Genomic DNA, 15,595 nt, shown 5'->3' on the forward strand with positions numbered 1-15,595 from the left:
CCCGGCCCCCGAAGGCGGTGCTTGTGATGCGAGACGAACCCCTGTTCATCCTGATGGCGCTGGCCGTCCTGATCACCTTCGCGGTGCTGGCGACCGGCCTCGGCGGCTTCGCGCGCGGGGGCGAGTTCAACCGCCGCAACGGCAACAGGCTGATGCGCTGGCGGATCATCGCGCAGGCGGTGTCCATCGCGCTGATCCTCGCGGTCGTGGCCGTCAGGGGCTCCTGATGGTCGTCCTGAACCGCATCTACACACGCACCGGCGACAAGGGCGACACGGCGCTGTCGAACGGCGAGCGCGTGGCGAAGCATTCACCGCGGGTCGAGGCCTACGGGACCGTCGACGAACTGAACGCCGTCATGGGCCAGTGCCGGCTGGCGGCCACGGGCGACATGGCGGCGCGCATCGCCGTGATCCAGAACGACCTGTTCGACCTGGGCGCGGACCTGTCGCGCCCCGACATGGCCGCGGACGACGCGGCGGGCCATCCCGTCCTGCGGATCATCCAGCCCCAGGTGGACCGGCTGGAGGCCGAGATCGACGGGATGAACGCGGACCTCTCGCCCCTGCGCAGCTTCATCCTGCCGGGCGGCTCCGCCCTTGCCGCGCATCTCCATGTCGCGCGCACCGTCGCGCGGCGCGCGGAACGCCGGGCCACCGAACTGTGCGCGGCAGCCGACGCCAACCCGGCCGCCATCCGCTATCTCAACCGCCTGTCGGACTGGCTGTTCGTGGCCGCGCGGGTGGCCAACGCGGATGCCGGCGGCGACATCCTGTGGGTTCCCGGCGCGTCGCGGTGACGCCCGCGTCCCCGCGCGGGGCAAGGGACGGCGCCCCTTACCCGGCGTCAGGTTCGTTTTGCCCTGTCCATCCGCAGGGCGCGTGTTTATTTCATGCCCCGGAATTGGGTGACGCATAAGGGAGAGAGACCGATGAAGGTTCTCGTGCCAGTCAAGCGCGTGATCGACTACAACGTGAAGGCCCGCGTGAAGGCGGACGGATCGGGCGTCGATCTGGCGAACGTCAAGATGTCGATGAACCCCTTCGACGAGATCGCGGTCGAGGAGGCGATCCGGCTGAAGGAGAAGGGCGTCGCGACCGAGATCGTCGTGGTGTCCATCGGCGTGAAGCAGGCGGCGGAAACGATCCGCACCGCGCTCGCCATGGGGGCCGACCGCGGCATCCTGGTGCAGGCGTCCGACAACGTGAACACCGACGTCGAACCGCTTGCCGTCGCCAAGATCCTCCAGGCCGTGATCGCCGAGGAAGCGCCGCAGCTCGTCATCCTGGGCAAGCAGGCGATCGACAACGACATGAACGCCACCGGGCAGATGCTGGCCGCGCTTCTGGGCTGGGGCCAGGCCACGCAGGCCGGCAAGATCGAGGTCGCGGCCGACACCGCCACCGTGACGCGTGAAGTCGACGGCGGCCTGCAGACCGTGTCGATCAAGCTGCCGGCGATCGTGACCGCCGACCTGCGCCTGAACGAGCCGCGCTATGCGTCGCTGCCCAACATCATGAAGGCGAAGAAGAAGGAACTGGCCGAGAAGACCGCCGCCGATTACGGCGTCGACGTCTCGCCGCGCCTCACGATCGTCAGGACCACCGAGCCCGAGGGCCGCAAGGCCGGGATCAAGGTCGCGTCGGTCGACGAGCTGGTGTCGAAACTCAAAGCCGCGGGGGTGATCTGATGGCTGTCCTTCTGCTGGCCGAAATGGCCGAAAACGGGCTGAACCTCGACGCGACGTCCAAGGCCGTGACCGCCGTGGCGCCCTTGGGCGACGTGACCGTGCTGGTCGCGGGCGCGGGCGCCGAGGCCGCCGCCGCCGAGGCCGCCCGGATCGAGGGCGTGTCGAAGGTCCTGACCGCGACCGGCGACGCCTACGCCCACCGCCTGGCCGAGCCGCTGGCCGCGCTGGTGGCCGAGCTCGCCACCCGGTTCAGCCACATCGCAGCACCCGGCACGACCGACGCCCGCAACGTCCTGCCCCGCGCCGCGGCGCTGCTGGACGTGATGATCATTCCGGAAGTCAGCCGGATCGTCGACGCCGACACGTTCGAGCGCACCGCCTTCACCTCGGCCGCCGTGCAGACCGTGAAGTCGTCCGACAGGATCAAGGTCCTGACCATCCGGATCGCCAGCTTCGACGCGGCCGGGCAGGGCGGTTCCGCCCCGGTCGAGGCCGCGCCCGACGTCGCCGATCCCGGCCTGTCGTCCTGGGTGTCGGACGAGGTCGCGAAGTCCGACCGGCCGGAGCTGACCTCGGCCAAGCGGATCGTGTCGGGCGGCCGCGCGGTCGGGTCCAAGGAGAAGTTCGAGATCATCGAGAAGCTGGCCGACAAGCTGGGCGCCGCCGTGGGGGCAAGCCGCGCGGCGGTCGATTCGGGCTATGCCCCGAACGACTGGCAGGTCGGCCAGACCGGCAAGGTCGTGGCGCCGGAGCTGTACATCGCCGCCGGCATCTCGGGCGCGATCCAGCACCTCGCCGGGATGAAGGATTCCAAGGTCATCGTCGCGATCAACAAGGACGAGGAAGCGCCGATCTTCCAGGTCGCCGACTACGGCCTTGTCGGTGACATCTTCACCCTGCTGCCGGAACTGACCGAGAAGCTCTGATCCCGGGCAGCCGCTGCGCCTGAACGAACCGCCCGGATCTCGTCCGGGCGGTTTTCGCTTGCGCGCGCGACGTGGCGCCGAACGGCCTTCAGGCGGCGTTCCCTGCCTCGGACCCTGCCGATCGGCCGCCTCAAGCAACGCGCCGGCGCGGTTTCGCATTGAACCGCGCCCGCCTGCCGCCCTATCGTCGCCGCCGCAGCAGGACGAGGAGAGACAGATGGCGGTTCAATCGGTGGGCGTGGTCGGCGCGGGGCAGATGGGCAACGGCATCGCGCATGTGTTCGCCCTGGCGGGCTACGACGTGCTGATGAACGACATCAGCGCCGAGGCGATGGAAAAGGCCGTCGCGCTGATCGACAGGAACCTGGAGCGGCAGGTCAGCCGCGACAAGATCTCGGCCGAGGACAAGGCCACCGCGCTAGCCCGCATCCGGACCACCACCGAGCTGAGCGAGCTTGGCCAGTGCGACCTGGTGATCGAGGCCGCGACCGAGAACGAAGGCGTCAAGCAGAAGATCTTCGACGCGCTGCTGCCGCACCTGAAGCCGGAAACGATCCTGACGTCGAACACGTCGTCGATTTCCATCACCCGGCTGGCGAGCCGCACCGACCGGCCCGAGAAGTTCATGGGCTTCCATTTCATGAACCCCGTCCCGGTGATGCAGCTGGTGGAACTGATCCGCGGCATCGCCACGGATGACGCCACCTACCGCGAGATGTGCGACGTGGTGGCGAAGCTCGGCAAGACATCCGCCAGCGCCGAGGATTTCCCGGCCTTCATCGTCAACCGCATCCTCATGCCGATGATCAACGAGGCGGTCTACACGCTCTACGAGGGGGTGGGCTCGGTCAGGTCCATCGACGAATCGATGAAGCTGGGGGCGAACCACCCGATGGGCCCGCTGGAGCTTGCGGACTTCATCGGACTGGATACGTGCCTGTCGATCATGAACGTGCTGCACGACGGCCTGGCGGACACGAAGTATCGGCCCTGCCCGCTGCTCACGAAATACGTCGAGGCGGGGTGGCTCGGCCGCAAGACCGGGCGGGGGTTCTACGACTATCGCGGCGAGACGCCGGTTCCCACGCGGTGAGGCTTTACCGGTTCTTGACGTTGTTCTGATGGACTGGCCGGACACTTCATCCTGAAAGGTCCACATGCGCGATTTCTTCATCCGGGGCTTCGAGATCATCGCGACGATCTTCGTCGTGCTGGGCACGCTCGCGATCGTCGGCGGTGCCGTCGGCGTCGCGTTCTCGCCGGCTGGCGGCATCCTTCCGGCGATCGGGGTGCTGATCGGCGGCTTCGTCTATCTGTGCCTGATCGCGGGCGGGATCTACATCGCGATCGGCATCCACGACAACACCCGCCGCACCGCCGCGGCGGTCGAGGAATTGCTGCGCCGCCAGCGGTGACACGGGCGGAAGGCGGCGGCGCTCAGCCCCGGCGGCCGATCCGCGGCTCGGTCCCGGCCAGCAGGCGTTCGATGTTGGCGCGGTGGCGGATGAAGATCAGCACCGCCATGAACGCCAGCACCGCCGCGACGGCCGGCAGGCCCCAGAGATAGGCGGCGATCGGCGCGAGGGCGGCCGCCACTAGTGCCGACAGCGACGAGATGCGGAAGATGCCGGCCGCTGCCAGCCACAGCCCGCAGGCGATCAGCCCCACCGGCCAGAACAGCGCCAGCACGGTGCCGAGGAAGGTGGCAACGCCCTTGCCGCCCCTGAAGCCCAGCCAGACCGAGAACAGGTGGCCCAGGAACGCGGCCCCGCCGGCGACCAGCGCGGCGTCTTCTCCGCCGAGCCAGCGCGCCAGCAGCACCGCGATTGCGCCCTTGCCGCTGTCGAGGATCAGCGTCGCCAGCGCCGCGCCCTTGTGGCCGGTCCGCAGGACGTTGGTCGCGCCGATGTTGCCCGACCCGATCCGGCGCAGGTCGCCCAGGCCCAGCATCCGGGTGATGACGATCCCGAACGGGACCGAGCCGAGAAGATAGCCGATCGCGGCCCACAGGATCGCGGTCATGCACGTGCCTCCGCGGCGACGCCTTCGCCGAAGACGCGGCGGCCCCCGACCCAGGTGCCGATGACGCGCCCCTCCATCCGGGCGCCGTCGAAGGGCGTGTTCTTGGACTTGGACCTGAGCGCGAAGCGGTCGAGCACGAAGGGCGCGTTCGGGTCGAACAGCACCAGGTCGGCGGGCGCGCCGACCGACAGCCGCCCCGCAGGAAGCCCCAGCCGCTCGGCCGGGTTAAGCGACAGCGCCCGCCACAGCCGCGCCATCGGGACGCCGCCCTGATGGTAAAGCCGCATTGCCGCGGGCAGCAGGGTTTCAAGGCCGACCGCCCCGGGCGCCGCCATCTCGAACGGCAGGCGCTTGGCTTCCTCGTCCTGCGGGGTGTGGAAGCTGCCGATCACGTCGATGGTGCCGTCCGCCACCGCCTCGACCAGCGCGAGGCGGTCGTCCTCGGACCTGAGCGGCGGGGTCAGGCGGAAGAAGGTGCGGTAGTCGCCGACGTCGAATTCGTTCAGCGTCAGGTGATGGATGGACGTGCCCGCCGTCACGTCGAGCCCCGCCGCCCGCGCCCGGTCCAGCACGGGCAGCGCGGCCGCCGTGGTGATCTGGTCGGCGTGCCAGCGCACCCCCGTCGCCTCGACCAGCGCGAAGTCGCGTTCCAGCCCCATCCGCTCGGCCAGGGGCGACACGTCGGGGATGCCGTAAAGCGAGGCGAACTTGCCCTTGGTCGCCGCGGCGCCGCGCGACAGGCCGGGTTCCTGCGGGTGGCCGACGACCAGCGCGCCCAGGCCCCGCGCATAGGTCATGCAGCGCGCGAGAAGGCGGGTGTTTTCCACCACCCGCACCCCGTCGGTGAAGGCGATGGCGCCCGCGTCGCGCAGGAACCCCATCTCGACCATCTCGCGCCCCTCGCGGCCGCGCGTCAGCGCCGCCTGGTGGCGGATGCGGACGGGCGACTCGGCGGCGGCGCGGCGGGTCACGAACTCCAGCGCTTCCGGCGTGTCGATGGGCGGCAGCGTGTCGGGGCGGGCGACGATGGTGGTGACGCCCCCGGCGGCGGCGGCGAGCGCGGCCGACCGCATCGATTCCTTGTGCCGTTCGCCCGGCTCGCCGATCTTGACGCCCCAGTCCACGATGCCGGGCGCGAGGTGCTTGCCGCCGCAGTCGACGACCGTGGCCCCTTCCGGCGCGTCCCCGTCAAGCGCGGCGATGACGCCGTCCTGCACGGTCAGGCTGCCGGGCTCGTCGGTCAGCGCCTCGGGGTCGATCAGGCGGGCGTTCTGGAAATGCAGGATCATGCGCGGGACCTCGGGGGCATGAGGGCAGGGGCGAGGACGAGGATCGCGTCAGACATAGGTTCCCGCCGCAGCCTTCCCCCGCTCGGCCCGCAGGTTCCGCGCCAGCAGGTCCATCGCCGCCATCCGCACGGCGACGCCCATTTCCACCTGGTCCTGGATCACGCTGCGGTTGATGTCGTCGGCGATGGTGCCGTCGATTTCCACCCCGCGGTTCATCGGGCCGGGATGCATGACGATCGCGTCGGGCTTCGCCAGCGCCAGCTTCTCGGCGTCGAGGCCCCAGCGGTGATAGTATTCGCGCTCGGACGGGATGAAGCCGCCGTCCATGCGTTCCTTCTGCAGCCGCAGCATCATCACCACGTCGGCGTCGCGCAGGCCTTCGGCCATGTCCTCGTAGATCTCGCAGCCCCATTCGGCCGCGCCTGAGGGCATCAGCGTCGCCGGGCCGACCAGCCGGACCCGGTTCTCCATCTTGCCCAGCAGGATCAGGTTCGACCGGGCCACGCGGGAATGCGCGATGTCGCCGCAGATCGCGACCGTCAGCCGGTGCAGCCGCCCCTTGGCGCGCCGGATCGTCAGCGCGTCCAGCAGCGCCTGCGTGGGGTGCTCGTGGCGCCCGTCGCCCGCGTTGATGACGGCGCAGTTCACCTTTTCCGCCAGCAGGTTCACCGCGCCCGAATTGGGGTGCCGCACGACCAGCAGGTCGGGCTGCATCGCGTTCAGCGTCAGCGCGGTGTCGATCAGCGTCTCGCCCTTCTTCACCGACGACTGCGCCACGGCCATGTTCATCACGTCCGCGCCCAGCCGCTTGCCGGCCAACTCGAAGCTGGACTGCGTCCGGGTCGAGTTCTCGAAGAACAGGTTGATCTGGGTCAGCCCCTCCAGCGCGTCCCCGTGCTTCACCGTGCGCCGGTTCAGCGCGACGTAGCTTTCGGCGAGGTCCAGAAGCGTGGTGATCTCGTCGGGGGCCAACTGCTCGACCCCGAGAAGGTGACGGGCACGGAACGTCATGGGGGCCTCCGCTGGATGCGGGGTCCTTATGGCAAGCCCGGCCCGCCGGGGCAAGAACCCCGCGCGGGCCCGGGGGCCGTCAGGCGTGGCCCGCCGCCGTCAGGCGTGGCCCGCGGCCGAGGACAGCATCCGGGGGTCGATCCCCAGCGACTGCACGGCGATGTTCCACTTGAGGTCGTCGTCGGCGCCGAACAGTATCTCGTCGCTCGGCTCGGCCGTGAGCCAGCCATTGGCCAGCATCTCGGCCTCGAGCTGGCCCGCGCCCCACCCGGCGTAGCCCAGCGACAGCACCGCCGCGTCGGGCCCCTGGCCGCGGGCGAGGTCCTCGAGGATGTCGCGCGTCGTCGTCATGGCGAGATCGCTTTCGCCGATCCGCATCCGCCCCTCGCCCTCGTCGATGTCGTCGGCATCGGTCGCGCGGTGCAACACGAAGCCGCGCCCCGGCTCGACCGGGCCGCCGAAGCGGACGGCGACGTGGCGCGCCTGCGGGGTCGCGTCGATTTCCAGCTGCTTCAGCAGGTCGGTGAAATCCAGCCCTTCGAGCGGCCGGTTGACGACCAGCCCCATCGCGCCCTCGTCCCCGTGGGCGCAGATCAGCACGACCGAGCGCGCGAAGCGCGGGTCGCTCATGCCCGGCATGGCGATCAGGACCTTGCCGGTCAGCGAGTCTGTGTTCTTCATGAAACCACCTTTCCGGCCCAAGATCGTCATCGAAGGCGCGCGGTGCAAGGGCGTGGCCGGTCGCGACCTGCCAGGCAACCCGTGGCGAAGTTGTGACTTCACCCCGGGGCCGGGCTTGCCTAGACCAGCCGCATGAACGCGCATCCAGCCCTGATCGTCCTTGTCGCCGCGCTGGCGACCACGCCCGCGGCGGCCCGGGACCGGGCCGATCCGCCGGGGCTGCGGTCGGCGGAGCTGCTGCCGGTGGCGACCGCGCCCGACGGCAGCCGCGTGACTGCGATGCGGCTGGTGCTGGAGCCGGGGTGGAAGACCTACTGGCGCAGTCCCGGCGACAGCGGGATGCCGCCCGGCTTCGACTGGTCGGGCTCGACCAACCTCGCCGCGGCAGAGCCGCAGTGGCCACGCCCCGAGGTGATCCTGTCGGACGGCGACCGGACGCTGGGCTATCACGACGAACTGGTGCTGCCGTTCCAGGTCCGGCCGCAGGGGCCGGGCCCGGTCGCGCTGGACGTGACCGTGACGCTCGGCCTGTGCGAGAACGTCTGCGTGCCCGCGACCCTGCGCCTCACCGCGTCCGACGCGGCCGGCGGCCCCGACCCGCGCATCGGGCAGGCGCTGGCGCTGGTGCCGGCGGTCTCGACCGTCCGGCCCGCCTGCCGGCTTGCCGACATTTCCGACGGGGTGCGGCTGAGCGCGGCGCTGCCCGACCTGCCCGGCGACCCGGCCGTGGCGATGGAACTGGCAGAGGACGGCATCTGGGTCTCGCAGCCCGACCTCGCGCGCGCGGGCGGTCGTCTCACCGCGACCGCCGACTTCGTGCCACCGGCTGCGGCGCCCTTTCCGCTCGACCCGGCGAAGCTGCGGGTGACGGTGATCGGGGACGGGAACGCCGTCGAGTATCGGGGCTGCGCGCCGTCCTAGAGCCTGGCGGCGATTTCCAGCAGGTCGGCCCAGGCGTCGCGCTTGGCGGCCGCGTTGCCGAGCAGGTAGCACGGGTGCGCCATCGGCATGACCGGGCGGCCGAACGCCGCAGCCCAGGTGCCGCGCATCCGCAGCACGCCGCTGCGGCCCAGCACCGACTGGCAGGCGACGTTGCCCATCACGACCAGCAGGTCCGGCGAGGCCAGCTCGACGTGGCGTTCGAGGAACGGCCGCATGGCCAGCGTTTCCGGTTCGGTCGGCAGCCGCCCGCCCGGCGTCCGCCACGGCAGGGCGGTGGTGAGATAGACCGAGCGTTCGGCATCCACCGCGTCGCGGGCCAGGCCGACCGCCGCCAGCATCCGGTCCAGCATCGCGCCGGCGCGGCCCGCGAACGGACGGCCCGCGCGGTCCTCGTCCTCGTCGGGCGGATCGCCCACGATCATCACCCGCGCCGCCGGGTTGCCGTCCGCGAAGACGAAGCTGCGCGCGCCCTTGCGGATGTCGAGGCCGTCGAACCGCTCCATCGCGGCGGCGAGGTCGGGCAGGGATGCCGCCCGCGCCGCAAGGGCCGCGGCAACCGCGGGCAGGTCGGCGCCGTCCTGCGGCGCGACCGGTGCCGCTGCGGCGGCCGGCGCGGGCGCGACGGGCGCACGCGGGGCCGGCGTGGCCTCGGCATAACGGTCGAGCGGCGCGTCCGCGATCGGCTCGTCGACGCCCATCTCGCGCTGCCAGTCCAGCAGCGCAAGCGCGGTTGCCGCGTCGAGCGCGATTCCTCTCCAGGTCGGGTCTGCGGTCATGCGGGCAGGCTAGAAGGGCGGGGGCGGGTCGGCAAGCCGCGCACGCTCACCGCGGGGCCGCGGCGCGGCGCAGGCGGTCGTTGATCGCGGCCCCCAGCCCCCCGTCGGGGATGGGGGCGACCGCGATGGGGCGGCCCAGCCGGTCGGCCTGCCGCAGGATGTCGAAGAGGCGGGCGGCGGCTTCCACCGGATCGCCCGTGGCGGACAGGGTCAGCGTGCCGGGGCGGGACGGTCCGAAGCCGATGAACGTCTCGCCGCGCTCCGGGGCTAACACCTCCAGCCGCAGCGGCGCGGCGGGGGCGTAGTGGCTGCCGAGCTGCCCGGGCGCGTCGGGCGCGGCCAGCGCGTGGGCGGGGGCGAGCGGGCCGATCAGCGCCTCGATCGCCTCGGACGGAACGCCGCCGGGACGCAGCAGCGTCGCGCGGCCATCGCGCCAGCCGACGATGGTGGATTCCAGCCCCACCGGGCTGGCGCCGCCGTCGACCACCGCCGCGATGCGGCCGTCCAGCCCCCCGTTCGCGTCCAGCACATGCGCCGCCGTCGTCGGGCTGATCCGCCCCGAGGCGTTGGCGGACGGCGCCGCCACCGGCTGCCCGAGCGCGCGCAGCACCGCCTGCGCGACGGGATGCGCGGGCACGCGGATGCCCACGGTCGGCAGCCCCGCCGTCACCAGCGACGCGATCCCCGCGTCATTCCGCAGCGGCACCACCAGCGTCAGCGCGCCGGGCCAGAACGCGTCCGCGAGCCTGCGCGCGTCGCCTTCCAGAACGCCGATCCGGGCCGCTGCGCCGGTATCGGCGACATGGACGATCAGCGGGTTGAAGCCGGGCCGCCCCTTGGCGGCGTAGATCCGCGCGACCGCCTGCGGGTCGCGCGCGGACCCGGCGAGGCCGTAGACCGTCTCGGTCGGGATCGCGACCACCTCTCCGGCCGCCAGCAGGCTTGCGGCGCGGGCGATGCCGGCATCGTCGGCTTGCAGGATCGGGGTCGTCATGGGGGGCCGCCGGCGAGGTTCTGCGAAACGACTGACGTCGGGTAGGTGCTTGCGCCCCCGGCCCGGGCATCTAGTCTTGCTGGGAACCGAACTGATATGCGCGCCGCCGCCCGATGCCAAGGCGCGAAGGGGGAAAACATGGCCTACAAGGCTCCGGTCGACGACATCCGATTCATCCTGCGCCACATCCTGCCGTTCGACCAGATCGCGGCGACCGACCGCTTTGCCGAGGCCACGGACGAGACGGTGGACGCGATCCTGACCGAGGCCGGGCGCATGACGACCGAGGTGCTTGCCCCCCTGAACCGCGGGTCGGACCTGCAGGGTGCGAAGCTGGAAAACGGCGCGGTGCGGTCCTCGCCCGGGTTCGACGTCGGCTTCCGCGCGATTGCCGAGGGGGGCTGGATCGGCCTGTCCGCGGATCCCGAATACGGCGGCGCGGGCCTGCCGCAGGTCCTCAACATGGCCGTGTCGGAGATGATGGGCGGTGCCTGCCTGTCGCTGCAGCTGAACCCGCTGCTGACGCAGGGCCAGATCGAGGCGCTGGAACACCACGCTTCGGACGAGATGAAGGCGCTGTACCTGCCCAAGCTCACCTCGGGCGAATGGTCGGGCACGATGAACCTGACCGAACCGGGCGCGGGCTCGGACGTGGGGGCGCTGACCTCGCGCGCCGAGCGGGCGGATGACGGGACCTACCGCATCACCGGGCAGAAGATCTTCATCACCTGGGGCGACAGCGACCTGTCCGAGAACGTCTGCCACGCGGTGCTCGCCCGGCTGCCCGACGGGTCGTCGGGCACCAAGGGGATCAGCCTGTTCATGGTCCCGAAATACCTGCCCGACGAGAACGGCAAGGCGGGCGTCGCCAACGACCTGCGCGTGGTCAGCCTTGAACACAAGCTCGGGATCCACGGCAGCCCGACCTGCGTGATGAGCTACGAGGGCGCGAAGGGCTGGCTGATCGGCAAGGAACACGGCGGCATGGCGGCGATGTTCACGATGATGAACAACGCCCGCCTCGCCGTGGGCACCCAGGGCGTGGCGGTGGCCGAGGCCGCGCTGCAGCACGCCGCCGCCTATGCGACCGAGCGCCACCAGATGGGCGCGATCGTGCGCCATGCCGACGTGCGCCGGATGCTCGCCACCGCGCGGGCCGAGGTGTTCGCGGCCCGCGCGATCTGCCTGTCCTGCGCCGCCGCGCTCGACATGGCGCGCGCGACGGGCGACGCGGAATGGGCGGCGCGCGCGGCGCTGCTGACGCCCATCGCCAAGGCGCACGGCACCGACGTGGGCGTGCGCGTGGCCGACACCGGCATCCAGGTTCACGGCGGCATGGGCTTCGTCGAGGAAACCGGCGCCGCCCAGTACCTGCGCGACGTGCGGATCACGCCGATCTACGAAGGCACCAACGGGATCCAGGCCATGGACCTCGTCGGCCGCAAGATGATGGACGGGGGCGAGGCCGCGATGCGGCTGCTGGACGAGGTGATGGACGGCGTGCAGGCGGCGCAGGGCGCCGCGCCCGACCTCGCCCGCCCGGTCTGGGAAGCAGCCGAGGCGCTGCGCGAGGCGACCGCGGCCATCGTCGAGGCCGGCGCGCAGGACCGCTTCGCGGGGGCCGTGCCCTATCTCGCGGCCTTCGCGCGGGTGCTGGGGGCGAGCTATCACCTGACCGCGGCGCTGGCCGGGGACGACGCCCGCAAGGCGCTGGCGCGGATCTACATCACCCGCGTCCTGCCCCGGAACGCGGGCGACCTGGCCGAGGCGCGGGCGGGCGTGGCCGACCTCGACGCCGTGCCGGACGCGGCCTTCGCGGGCGCGGCTTGACGATCCACCACCCCTGGGACGACGCGCCGGCGGACGGCGGCGCGACGGAAATCGCGCCGGGCGTCCTGTGGCTGCGGCTGCCGCTGCCGCTGCGGCTGAACCACGTCAACGCCTTCGCCTTTCGCGACGCGGACGGCTGGACGGTGATCGACACCGGCTTCGACACGCCGCCGACCCGCGCCGCGTGGGAGGCCCTGCTTGCCGGGCCAATGGCCGGCGCGCCGGTCACGCGGCTGATCCTCACCCACCACCACCCCGACCACATCGGCCTTGCCGGCTGGTTCGCCGCGCGCGGGGCCGAGCTGTGGACCAGCCGGGCCAGCTGGCTGATGGGGCGGATGCTGTGCCTCGACGCCCACGACCGCCCGCCGCCCGAGCAGCTGGCGTTCTGGCGCCGCGCGGGGATGCCCGCCGACCGGCTGGCGGCGCGGGAGCGCGAGCGGCCGTGGAACATGGCGGACGTGGTCCACCCGCTGCCGCTGGGCTATCGCCGCCTGTCCGAGGGGCAGGTGATCCGGTTCGGGGACCGCGACTGGCGCGTCTCGCTGGGCGAGGGCCATGCGCCCGAAATGGTGACGCTGTGGTCGCAGGACGACGACCTCGTGATCGGCGGCGACCAGCTTCTGCCCGGGATCTCGCCCAACCTCGGCGTCCATGCGACCGAGCCGGACGCGAACCCCGTCCAGGCATGGCTCGACAGCTGCGCGCGGCTGGCCCGACTGGCCGAGCCCCGCCACCTCGTCCTGCCGGGCCACAAGCTGCCGTTCCGCGGCCTGCCCGCGCGGCTCGCCGCGATGGCCGAGAACCACGAGGCGGCGCTGTCGCGGCTGGCGGCCGAGCTTGCCCGCGGCCCGCGCACGGCGGTCGACTGCTTCGACCTGCTGTTCAGGCGCCGGATCGGGGATGGCGAATACGGCCTCGCGCTGGTCGAGGCGGTGGCCCACGTCAACTGCCTGTCGCAGCGTGGCCTGGTCGCGCCGGTCGGCACGACAAAGGACGGCGGAACGCTGTGGGGGGCGTGACACGCAGGCCCCCTTGCGCTAGCAGGGGCTCCGAAGCTTCGGACCCGAGGAAGACTTAGATGGCCCAGACCCCCGTCCACCACGCGCATCGCGATCCCGTCCACCACGTCCGCCACGGCGAACATTCCCACGGCGACATGGACGTCACGACGCATCAGCGCACCTTCCGCGGCTTCGTGCGGTTCGCGACCTGGAACGTGGTCGCGATCGCCATCATCCTGATCTTCCTGGCGCTGGCCAACGCCTGACGGCGCCGACGCCGCGCGATTGCCGAAAGGCCGCCGGTACGGGCGGCACCAACAAGGGACAGATCCATGCAACGGCGATCCTTCCTGGCCCTCGCGCTGCCGGCCGCGCTGGCGGCCTGCGGCGCGGACAACAAGTGGGCCGACGACGCCGTCGTCCGGACCGCCCGCTTCGTGTCGCCCGAGCCGCCGTCGATCACGCTGTTCACCGTGATCGGGATCCCGCGCGGCGAGGGGGGTCATTCCGCGCTGATGATCAACGGCAGCCAGCGGGTGATCTTCGACCCCGCGGGAAGCTGGCAGCACCCGCAGATCCCCGAACGCCACGACGTGCTCTACGGGATCACCGACAACTTCAAGCGCTTCTACATCGACTACCACGCGCGCGAGACCTACTGGGTGTCCGAGGACCGCGTACAGGTCACGCGCGAGGTTGCCGACGCCGCCATCCGCGCGGCCGAGGCGAGCGGGGCGGCCAACAAGTCCTTCTGCGCGCAGGCGACCGGCGCGGTGCTGCGGCAGGTGCCGGGCTTCCAGGGCGCGCCCGCGACCTTCAGCCCCCTGAAGCTGCGGGCGTGGTTCCTGACGCTGCCCGGCGTCACCTCGCATCGCTGGCTGGACGGCGACCCGGCCAACAACCACGACGTCCTCCTGCGGCAGAAGAACGGCACGATCGAGGGCTACCAGAACGGCCAGCTGCGGCGCGAGCAGATCGCTCAGTAAAGCCACGTCCCGAGCGCGAGCGCCGCGCCGCCCGCCACGATCCCGGCAAGCGTGTTGCGGGTGGCGAGCCCCACCGCGACCGTCGCCGCCGCGGCGGCCAGCCGCACCGGATCGGGGCGGCCGCCGTTCGCCACGGGCCACAGCACCATCGGCGCGATCAGCGCGGGCAGCACCGCGACGGCGGTGTAGCGCAGCAGCCGTTCGGCCCAGACCGGCACCCCGCGCCCGCCGATGGCGCCGAGAAACGACCAGCGGATCAGGAACGTCCCCGCGCCCAGGGCGAGGATGACGAGCCAGATAACGGCGGGGGAATAGTTCATCGCCGCGCCTGCGCCACCAAGGCGGCGCGGGCGGCGCGCCGCTCGCCCCACGCCTCGACCGCCGCGCCCGCCGCCATGCCGGCCGGACCCGCGATCAGCAGCCCGGTGCCGTTCGGCATCCCCGCCAGGGCCAGCGCCAGCGCGACCGCCACCGCCGCCGCGGCGACCTGCGCCCAGGTCCGCAGCATCGGCGCGATCATCGACAGGAAGGTGATCGGCACGGCGAAATCCAGCGGCCAGTCTGCGGGCACGAAGTTGCCGGCGGTCGCCCCGACATAGGTGAAGACCATCCACGGCGGGCAGATGACGAGGCTCGCGCCCCAGAAATGGGCGAGCCGCTGGCCGATCGCGAGGCGCGGGTGGCGCTCGTGGTTCTGGATCGCGGTGGCGTAGGTCTGGTCGGTCAGGACGAAAGCCGCGAGCGCGCGTTCCCACGGCCGCGCGGCCCCGATGATCGGCACCAGCGACGCCGAGTACATCGCCATCCGCAGGTTGATCGCGAGCGCCGAGGCGATGACCAGCAGCACCGGCGCGTCGTGCGACATCAGCTCGACCGCCGTGAACTGCGACGCCCCGGCGAGGACGAGGATCGAAAAACCCATCGTCTCGGCAATGCGCAGCCCCGCCGCCTGCGCCACCACCCCGAACAGAAGCCCGAACGGAATCAGCACCAGCAGGAACGGCGCGGCCTGGACCATGCCACGGCGGAACGCCTGGCGGGGCGTCTCGGCCCGGGCCGGGTCGGCCGCGGCGTCCCCGGTCGGGGCGGCGGCGGTTCGGGGGGATGCGTGCATCGGGGCGGCCTGGCTGGAAGATCGCCGGCCACCATACGCCGCGCGGCGGCGCGCACAAGGCGCGGCGGGGCGCCGAGGCACGGCGGGCGGACCGAAGCGTGGCGGGGCGCCCAACGCAGGGGGGCGCTTGCGGTCGGCGGCCGCCCGAAGCACGGCCGCCCCCCCAAGGCACGGCCGCCCCCCCAAGGCACGGCCGCCCCCCCATGCACGGCAGCCCCCCAATGCACGGCAGCCCCCCGAGGCACGGCCGGTAGCCCGAGGCACGGCGGGCTTGCCAGTCGCCCTGCGGCAGCCTTGCGCGGGCGGGCGATGCGGGGCAGGCTGCGCCGC

Annotated in this window: 19 protein-coding genes; 11 read left to right on the forward strand and 8 right to left on the reverse strand. The window is 72.0% G+C overall.

Annotated features, from left to right (window positions below):
• Positions 1–26: 26 nt before the first annotated feature.
• The 6 genes from ELI80_RS00090 (at position 27) to ELI80_RS00115 (ending at position 4,031) form a co-directional block, all read left to right on the forward strand.
• Positions 27–227: a twin transmembrane helix small protein gene (locus ELI80_RS00090; protein WP_136648592.1), complete on the forward strand. Its 201-nt coding sequence runs from the start codon at positions 27–29 to the stop codon at positions 225–227.
• Positions 227–799, forward strand: a complete 573-nt coding sequence (locus ELI80_RS00095) for a cob(I)yrinic acid a,c-diamide adenosyltransferase (protein ID WP_136648594.1) — start codon at positions 227–229, stop codon at positions 797–799. Before ELI80_RS00090 ends, ELI80_RS00095 begins: the two co-directional genes overlap by 1 nt.
• A gap of 132 nt (positions 800–931) precedes the next feature.
• Positions 932–1,690 carry an electron transfer flavoprotein subunit beta/FixA family protein gene (locus ELI80_RS00100; RefSeq protein ID WP_136648596.1) on the forward strand — a complete coding sequence of 253 codons (759 nt, stop codon included), beginning with the start codon at positions 932–934 and terminating at the stop codon, positions 1,688–1,690.
• Positions 1,690–2,616 (forward strand): electron transfer flavoprotein subunit alpha/FixB family protein, encoded by a 927-nt coding sequence (locus ELI80_RS00105; RefSeq protein ID WP_136648598.1) that lies wholly within the window; start codon positions 1,690–1,692, stop codon positions 2,614–2,616. Before ELI80_RS00100 ends, ELI80_RS00105 begins: the two co-directional genes overlap by 1 nt.
• 217 nt (positions 2,617–2,833) lie before the next feature.
• Positions 2,834–3,709, forward strand: a complete 876-nt coding sequence (locus ELI80_RS00110; RefSeq protein ID WP_136648600.1) for a 3-hydroxybutyryl-CoA dehydrogenase — start codon at positions 2,834–2,836, stop codon at positions 3,707–3,709.
• Positions 3,710–3,773: 64 nt separating this feature from the next.
• Positions 3,774–4,031 carry a hypothetical protein gene (locus ELI80_RS00115; protein WP_136648602.1) on the forward strand — a complete coding sequence of 86 codons (258 nt, stop codon included), beginning with the start codon at positions 3,774–3,776 and terminating at the stop codon, positions 4,029–4,031.
• 22 nt (positions 4,032–4,053) lie between these two features.
• Here ELI80_RS00115 and plsY read toward each other — a convergent pair whose 3' ends face one another.
• From plsY to ELI80_RS00135, 4 genes are all read right to left on the reverse strand, one after another.
• The gene (plsY, locus tag ELI80_RS00120) at positions 4,054–4,638 is read right to left on the reverse strand and encodes a glycerol-3-phosphate 1-O-acyltransferase PlsY (RefSeq protein ID WP_136648604.1); all 585 of its coding nucleotides are present in this window, start codon (positions 4,636–4,638) and stop codon (positions 4,054–4,056) included.
• Entirely contained in the window at positions 4,635–5,927 is a 1,293-nt protein-coding gene (gene pyrC / locus ELI80_RS00125) for a dihydroorotase (protein ID WP_136648607.1), read from the reverse strand. The genes plsY and pyrC overlap by 4 nt, the downstream gene beginning before the upstream one ends.
• Positions 5,928–5,975: 48 nt before the next feature.
• Positions 5,976–6,938 (reverse strand): aspartate carbamoyltransferase catalytic subunit, encoded by a 963-nt coding sequence (locus ELI80_RS00130; RefSeq protein WP_136648609.1) that lies wholly within the window; start codon positions 6,936–6,938, stop codon positions 5,976–5,978.
• Between the two features lie 99 nt (positions 6,939–7,037).
• Entirely contained in the window at positions 7,038–7,619 is a 582-nt protein-coding gene (locus tag ELI80_RS00135; RefSeq protein ID WP_136648611.1) for a YqgE/AlgH family protein, read from the reverse strand.
• Between the two features lie 132 nt (positions 7,620–7,751).
• Between ELI80_RS00135 and ELI80_RS00140 the strand changes: the two genes are divergently transcribed.
• Positions 7,752–8,540, forward strand: a complete 789-nt coding sequence (locus tag ELI80_RS00140) for a protein-disulfide reductase DsbD domain-containing protein (RefSeq protein ID WP_136648613.1) — start codon at positions 7,752–7,754, stop codon at positions 8,538–8,540.
• Here ELI80_RS00140 and ELI80_RS00145 read toward each other — a convergent pair.
• Both ELI80_RS00145 and ELI80_RS00150 read right to left on the reverse strand, forming a co-directional pair.
• On the reverse strand, positions 8,537–9,337 hold the full coding sequence (locus ELI80_RS00145) for a uracil-DNA glycosylase (protein WP_136648615.1): 801 nt from the start codon (positions 9,335–9,337) through the stop codon (positions 8,537–8,539). The genes ELI80_RS00140 and ELI80_RS00145 overlap by 4 nt on opposite strands.
• Before the next feature lie 46 nt (positions 9,338–9,383).
• The gene (locus ELI80_RS00150) at positions 9,384–10,331 is read right to left on the reverse strand and encodes an L-threonylcarbamoyladenylate synthase (protein WP_136648618.1); all 948 of its coding nucleotides are present in this window, start codon (positions 10,329–10,331) and stop codon (positions 9,384–9,386) included.
• Positions 10,332–10,469: 138 nt separating this feature from the next.
• On the opposite strand from ELI80_RS00150, the gene ELI80_RS00155 reads away from it, so the two are divergent.
• The 4 genes from ELI80_RS00155 to ELI80_RS00170 all read left to right on the forward strand — a co-directional run bounded on the left by ELI80_RS00155 (position 10,470) and on the right by ELI80_RS00170 (position 14,151).
• Entirely contained in the window at positions 10,470–12,161 is a 1,692-nt protein-coding gene (locus tag ELI80_RS00155) for an acyl-CoA dehydrogenase (RefSeq protein WP_136648620.1), read from the forward strand.
• Positions 12,158–13,183, forward strand: a complete 1,026-nt coding sequence (locus ELI80_RS00160) for an MBL fold metallo-hydrolase (RefSeq protein ID WP_136648623.1) — start codon at positions 12,158–12,160, stop codon at positions 13,181–13,183. The genes ELI80_RS00155 and ELI80_RS00160 overlap by 4 nt, the downstream gene beginning before the upstream one ends.
• A 59-nt stretch (positions 13,184–13,242) precedes the next feature.
• On the forward strand, positions 13,243–13,431 hold the full coding sequence (locus ELI80_RS16500; RefSeq protein WP_136648625.1) for an aa3-type cytochrome c oxidase subunit IV: 189 nt from the start codon (positions 13,243–13,245) through the stop codon (positions 13,429–13,431).
• A 66-nt stretch (positions 13,432–13,497) separates the two neighbouring features.
• Positions 13,498–14,151 carry a hypothetical protein gene (locus ELI80_RS00170; RefSeq protein WP_136648627.1) on the forward strand — a complete coding sequence of 218 codons (654 nt, stop codon included), beginning with the start codon at positions 13,498–13,500 and terminating at the stop codon, positions 14,149–14,151.
• Here the strand turns inward: ELI80_RS00170 and ELI80_RS00175 are convergent.
• Both ELI80_RS00175 and ELI80_RS00180 read right to left on the reverse strand, forming a co-directional pair.
• Positions 14,145–14,471, reverse strand: coding sequence for an AzlD domain-containing protein (locus tag ELI80_RS00175; RefSeq protein WP_136648629.1), 327 nt, complete (start codon positions 14,469–14,471; stop codon positions 14,145–14,147). The genes ELI80_RS00170 and ELI80_RS00175 overlap by 7 nt on opposite strands.
• Entirely contained in the window at positions 14,468–15,265 is a 798-nt protein-coding gene (locus ELI80_RS00180; protein ID WP_136648631.1) for an AzlC family ABC transporter permease, read from the reverse strand. The genes ELI80_RS00175 and ELI80_RS00180 overlap by 4 nt, the downstream gene beginning before the upstream one ends.
• Positions 15,266–15,595 lie beyond the last annotated feature (330 nt).

Source organism: Paracoccus aeridis (genome assembly GCF_004923205.2).
Taxonomy (GTDB): domain Bacteria; phylum Pseudomonadota; class Alphaproteobacteria; order Rhodobacterales; family Rhodobacteraceae; genus Paracoccus; species Paracoccus aeridis.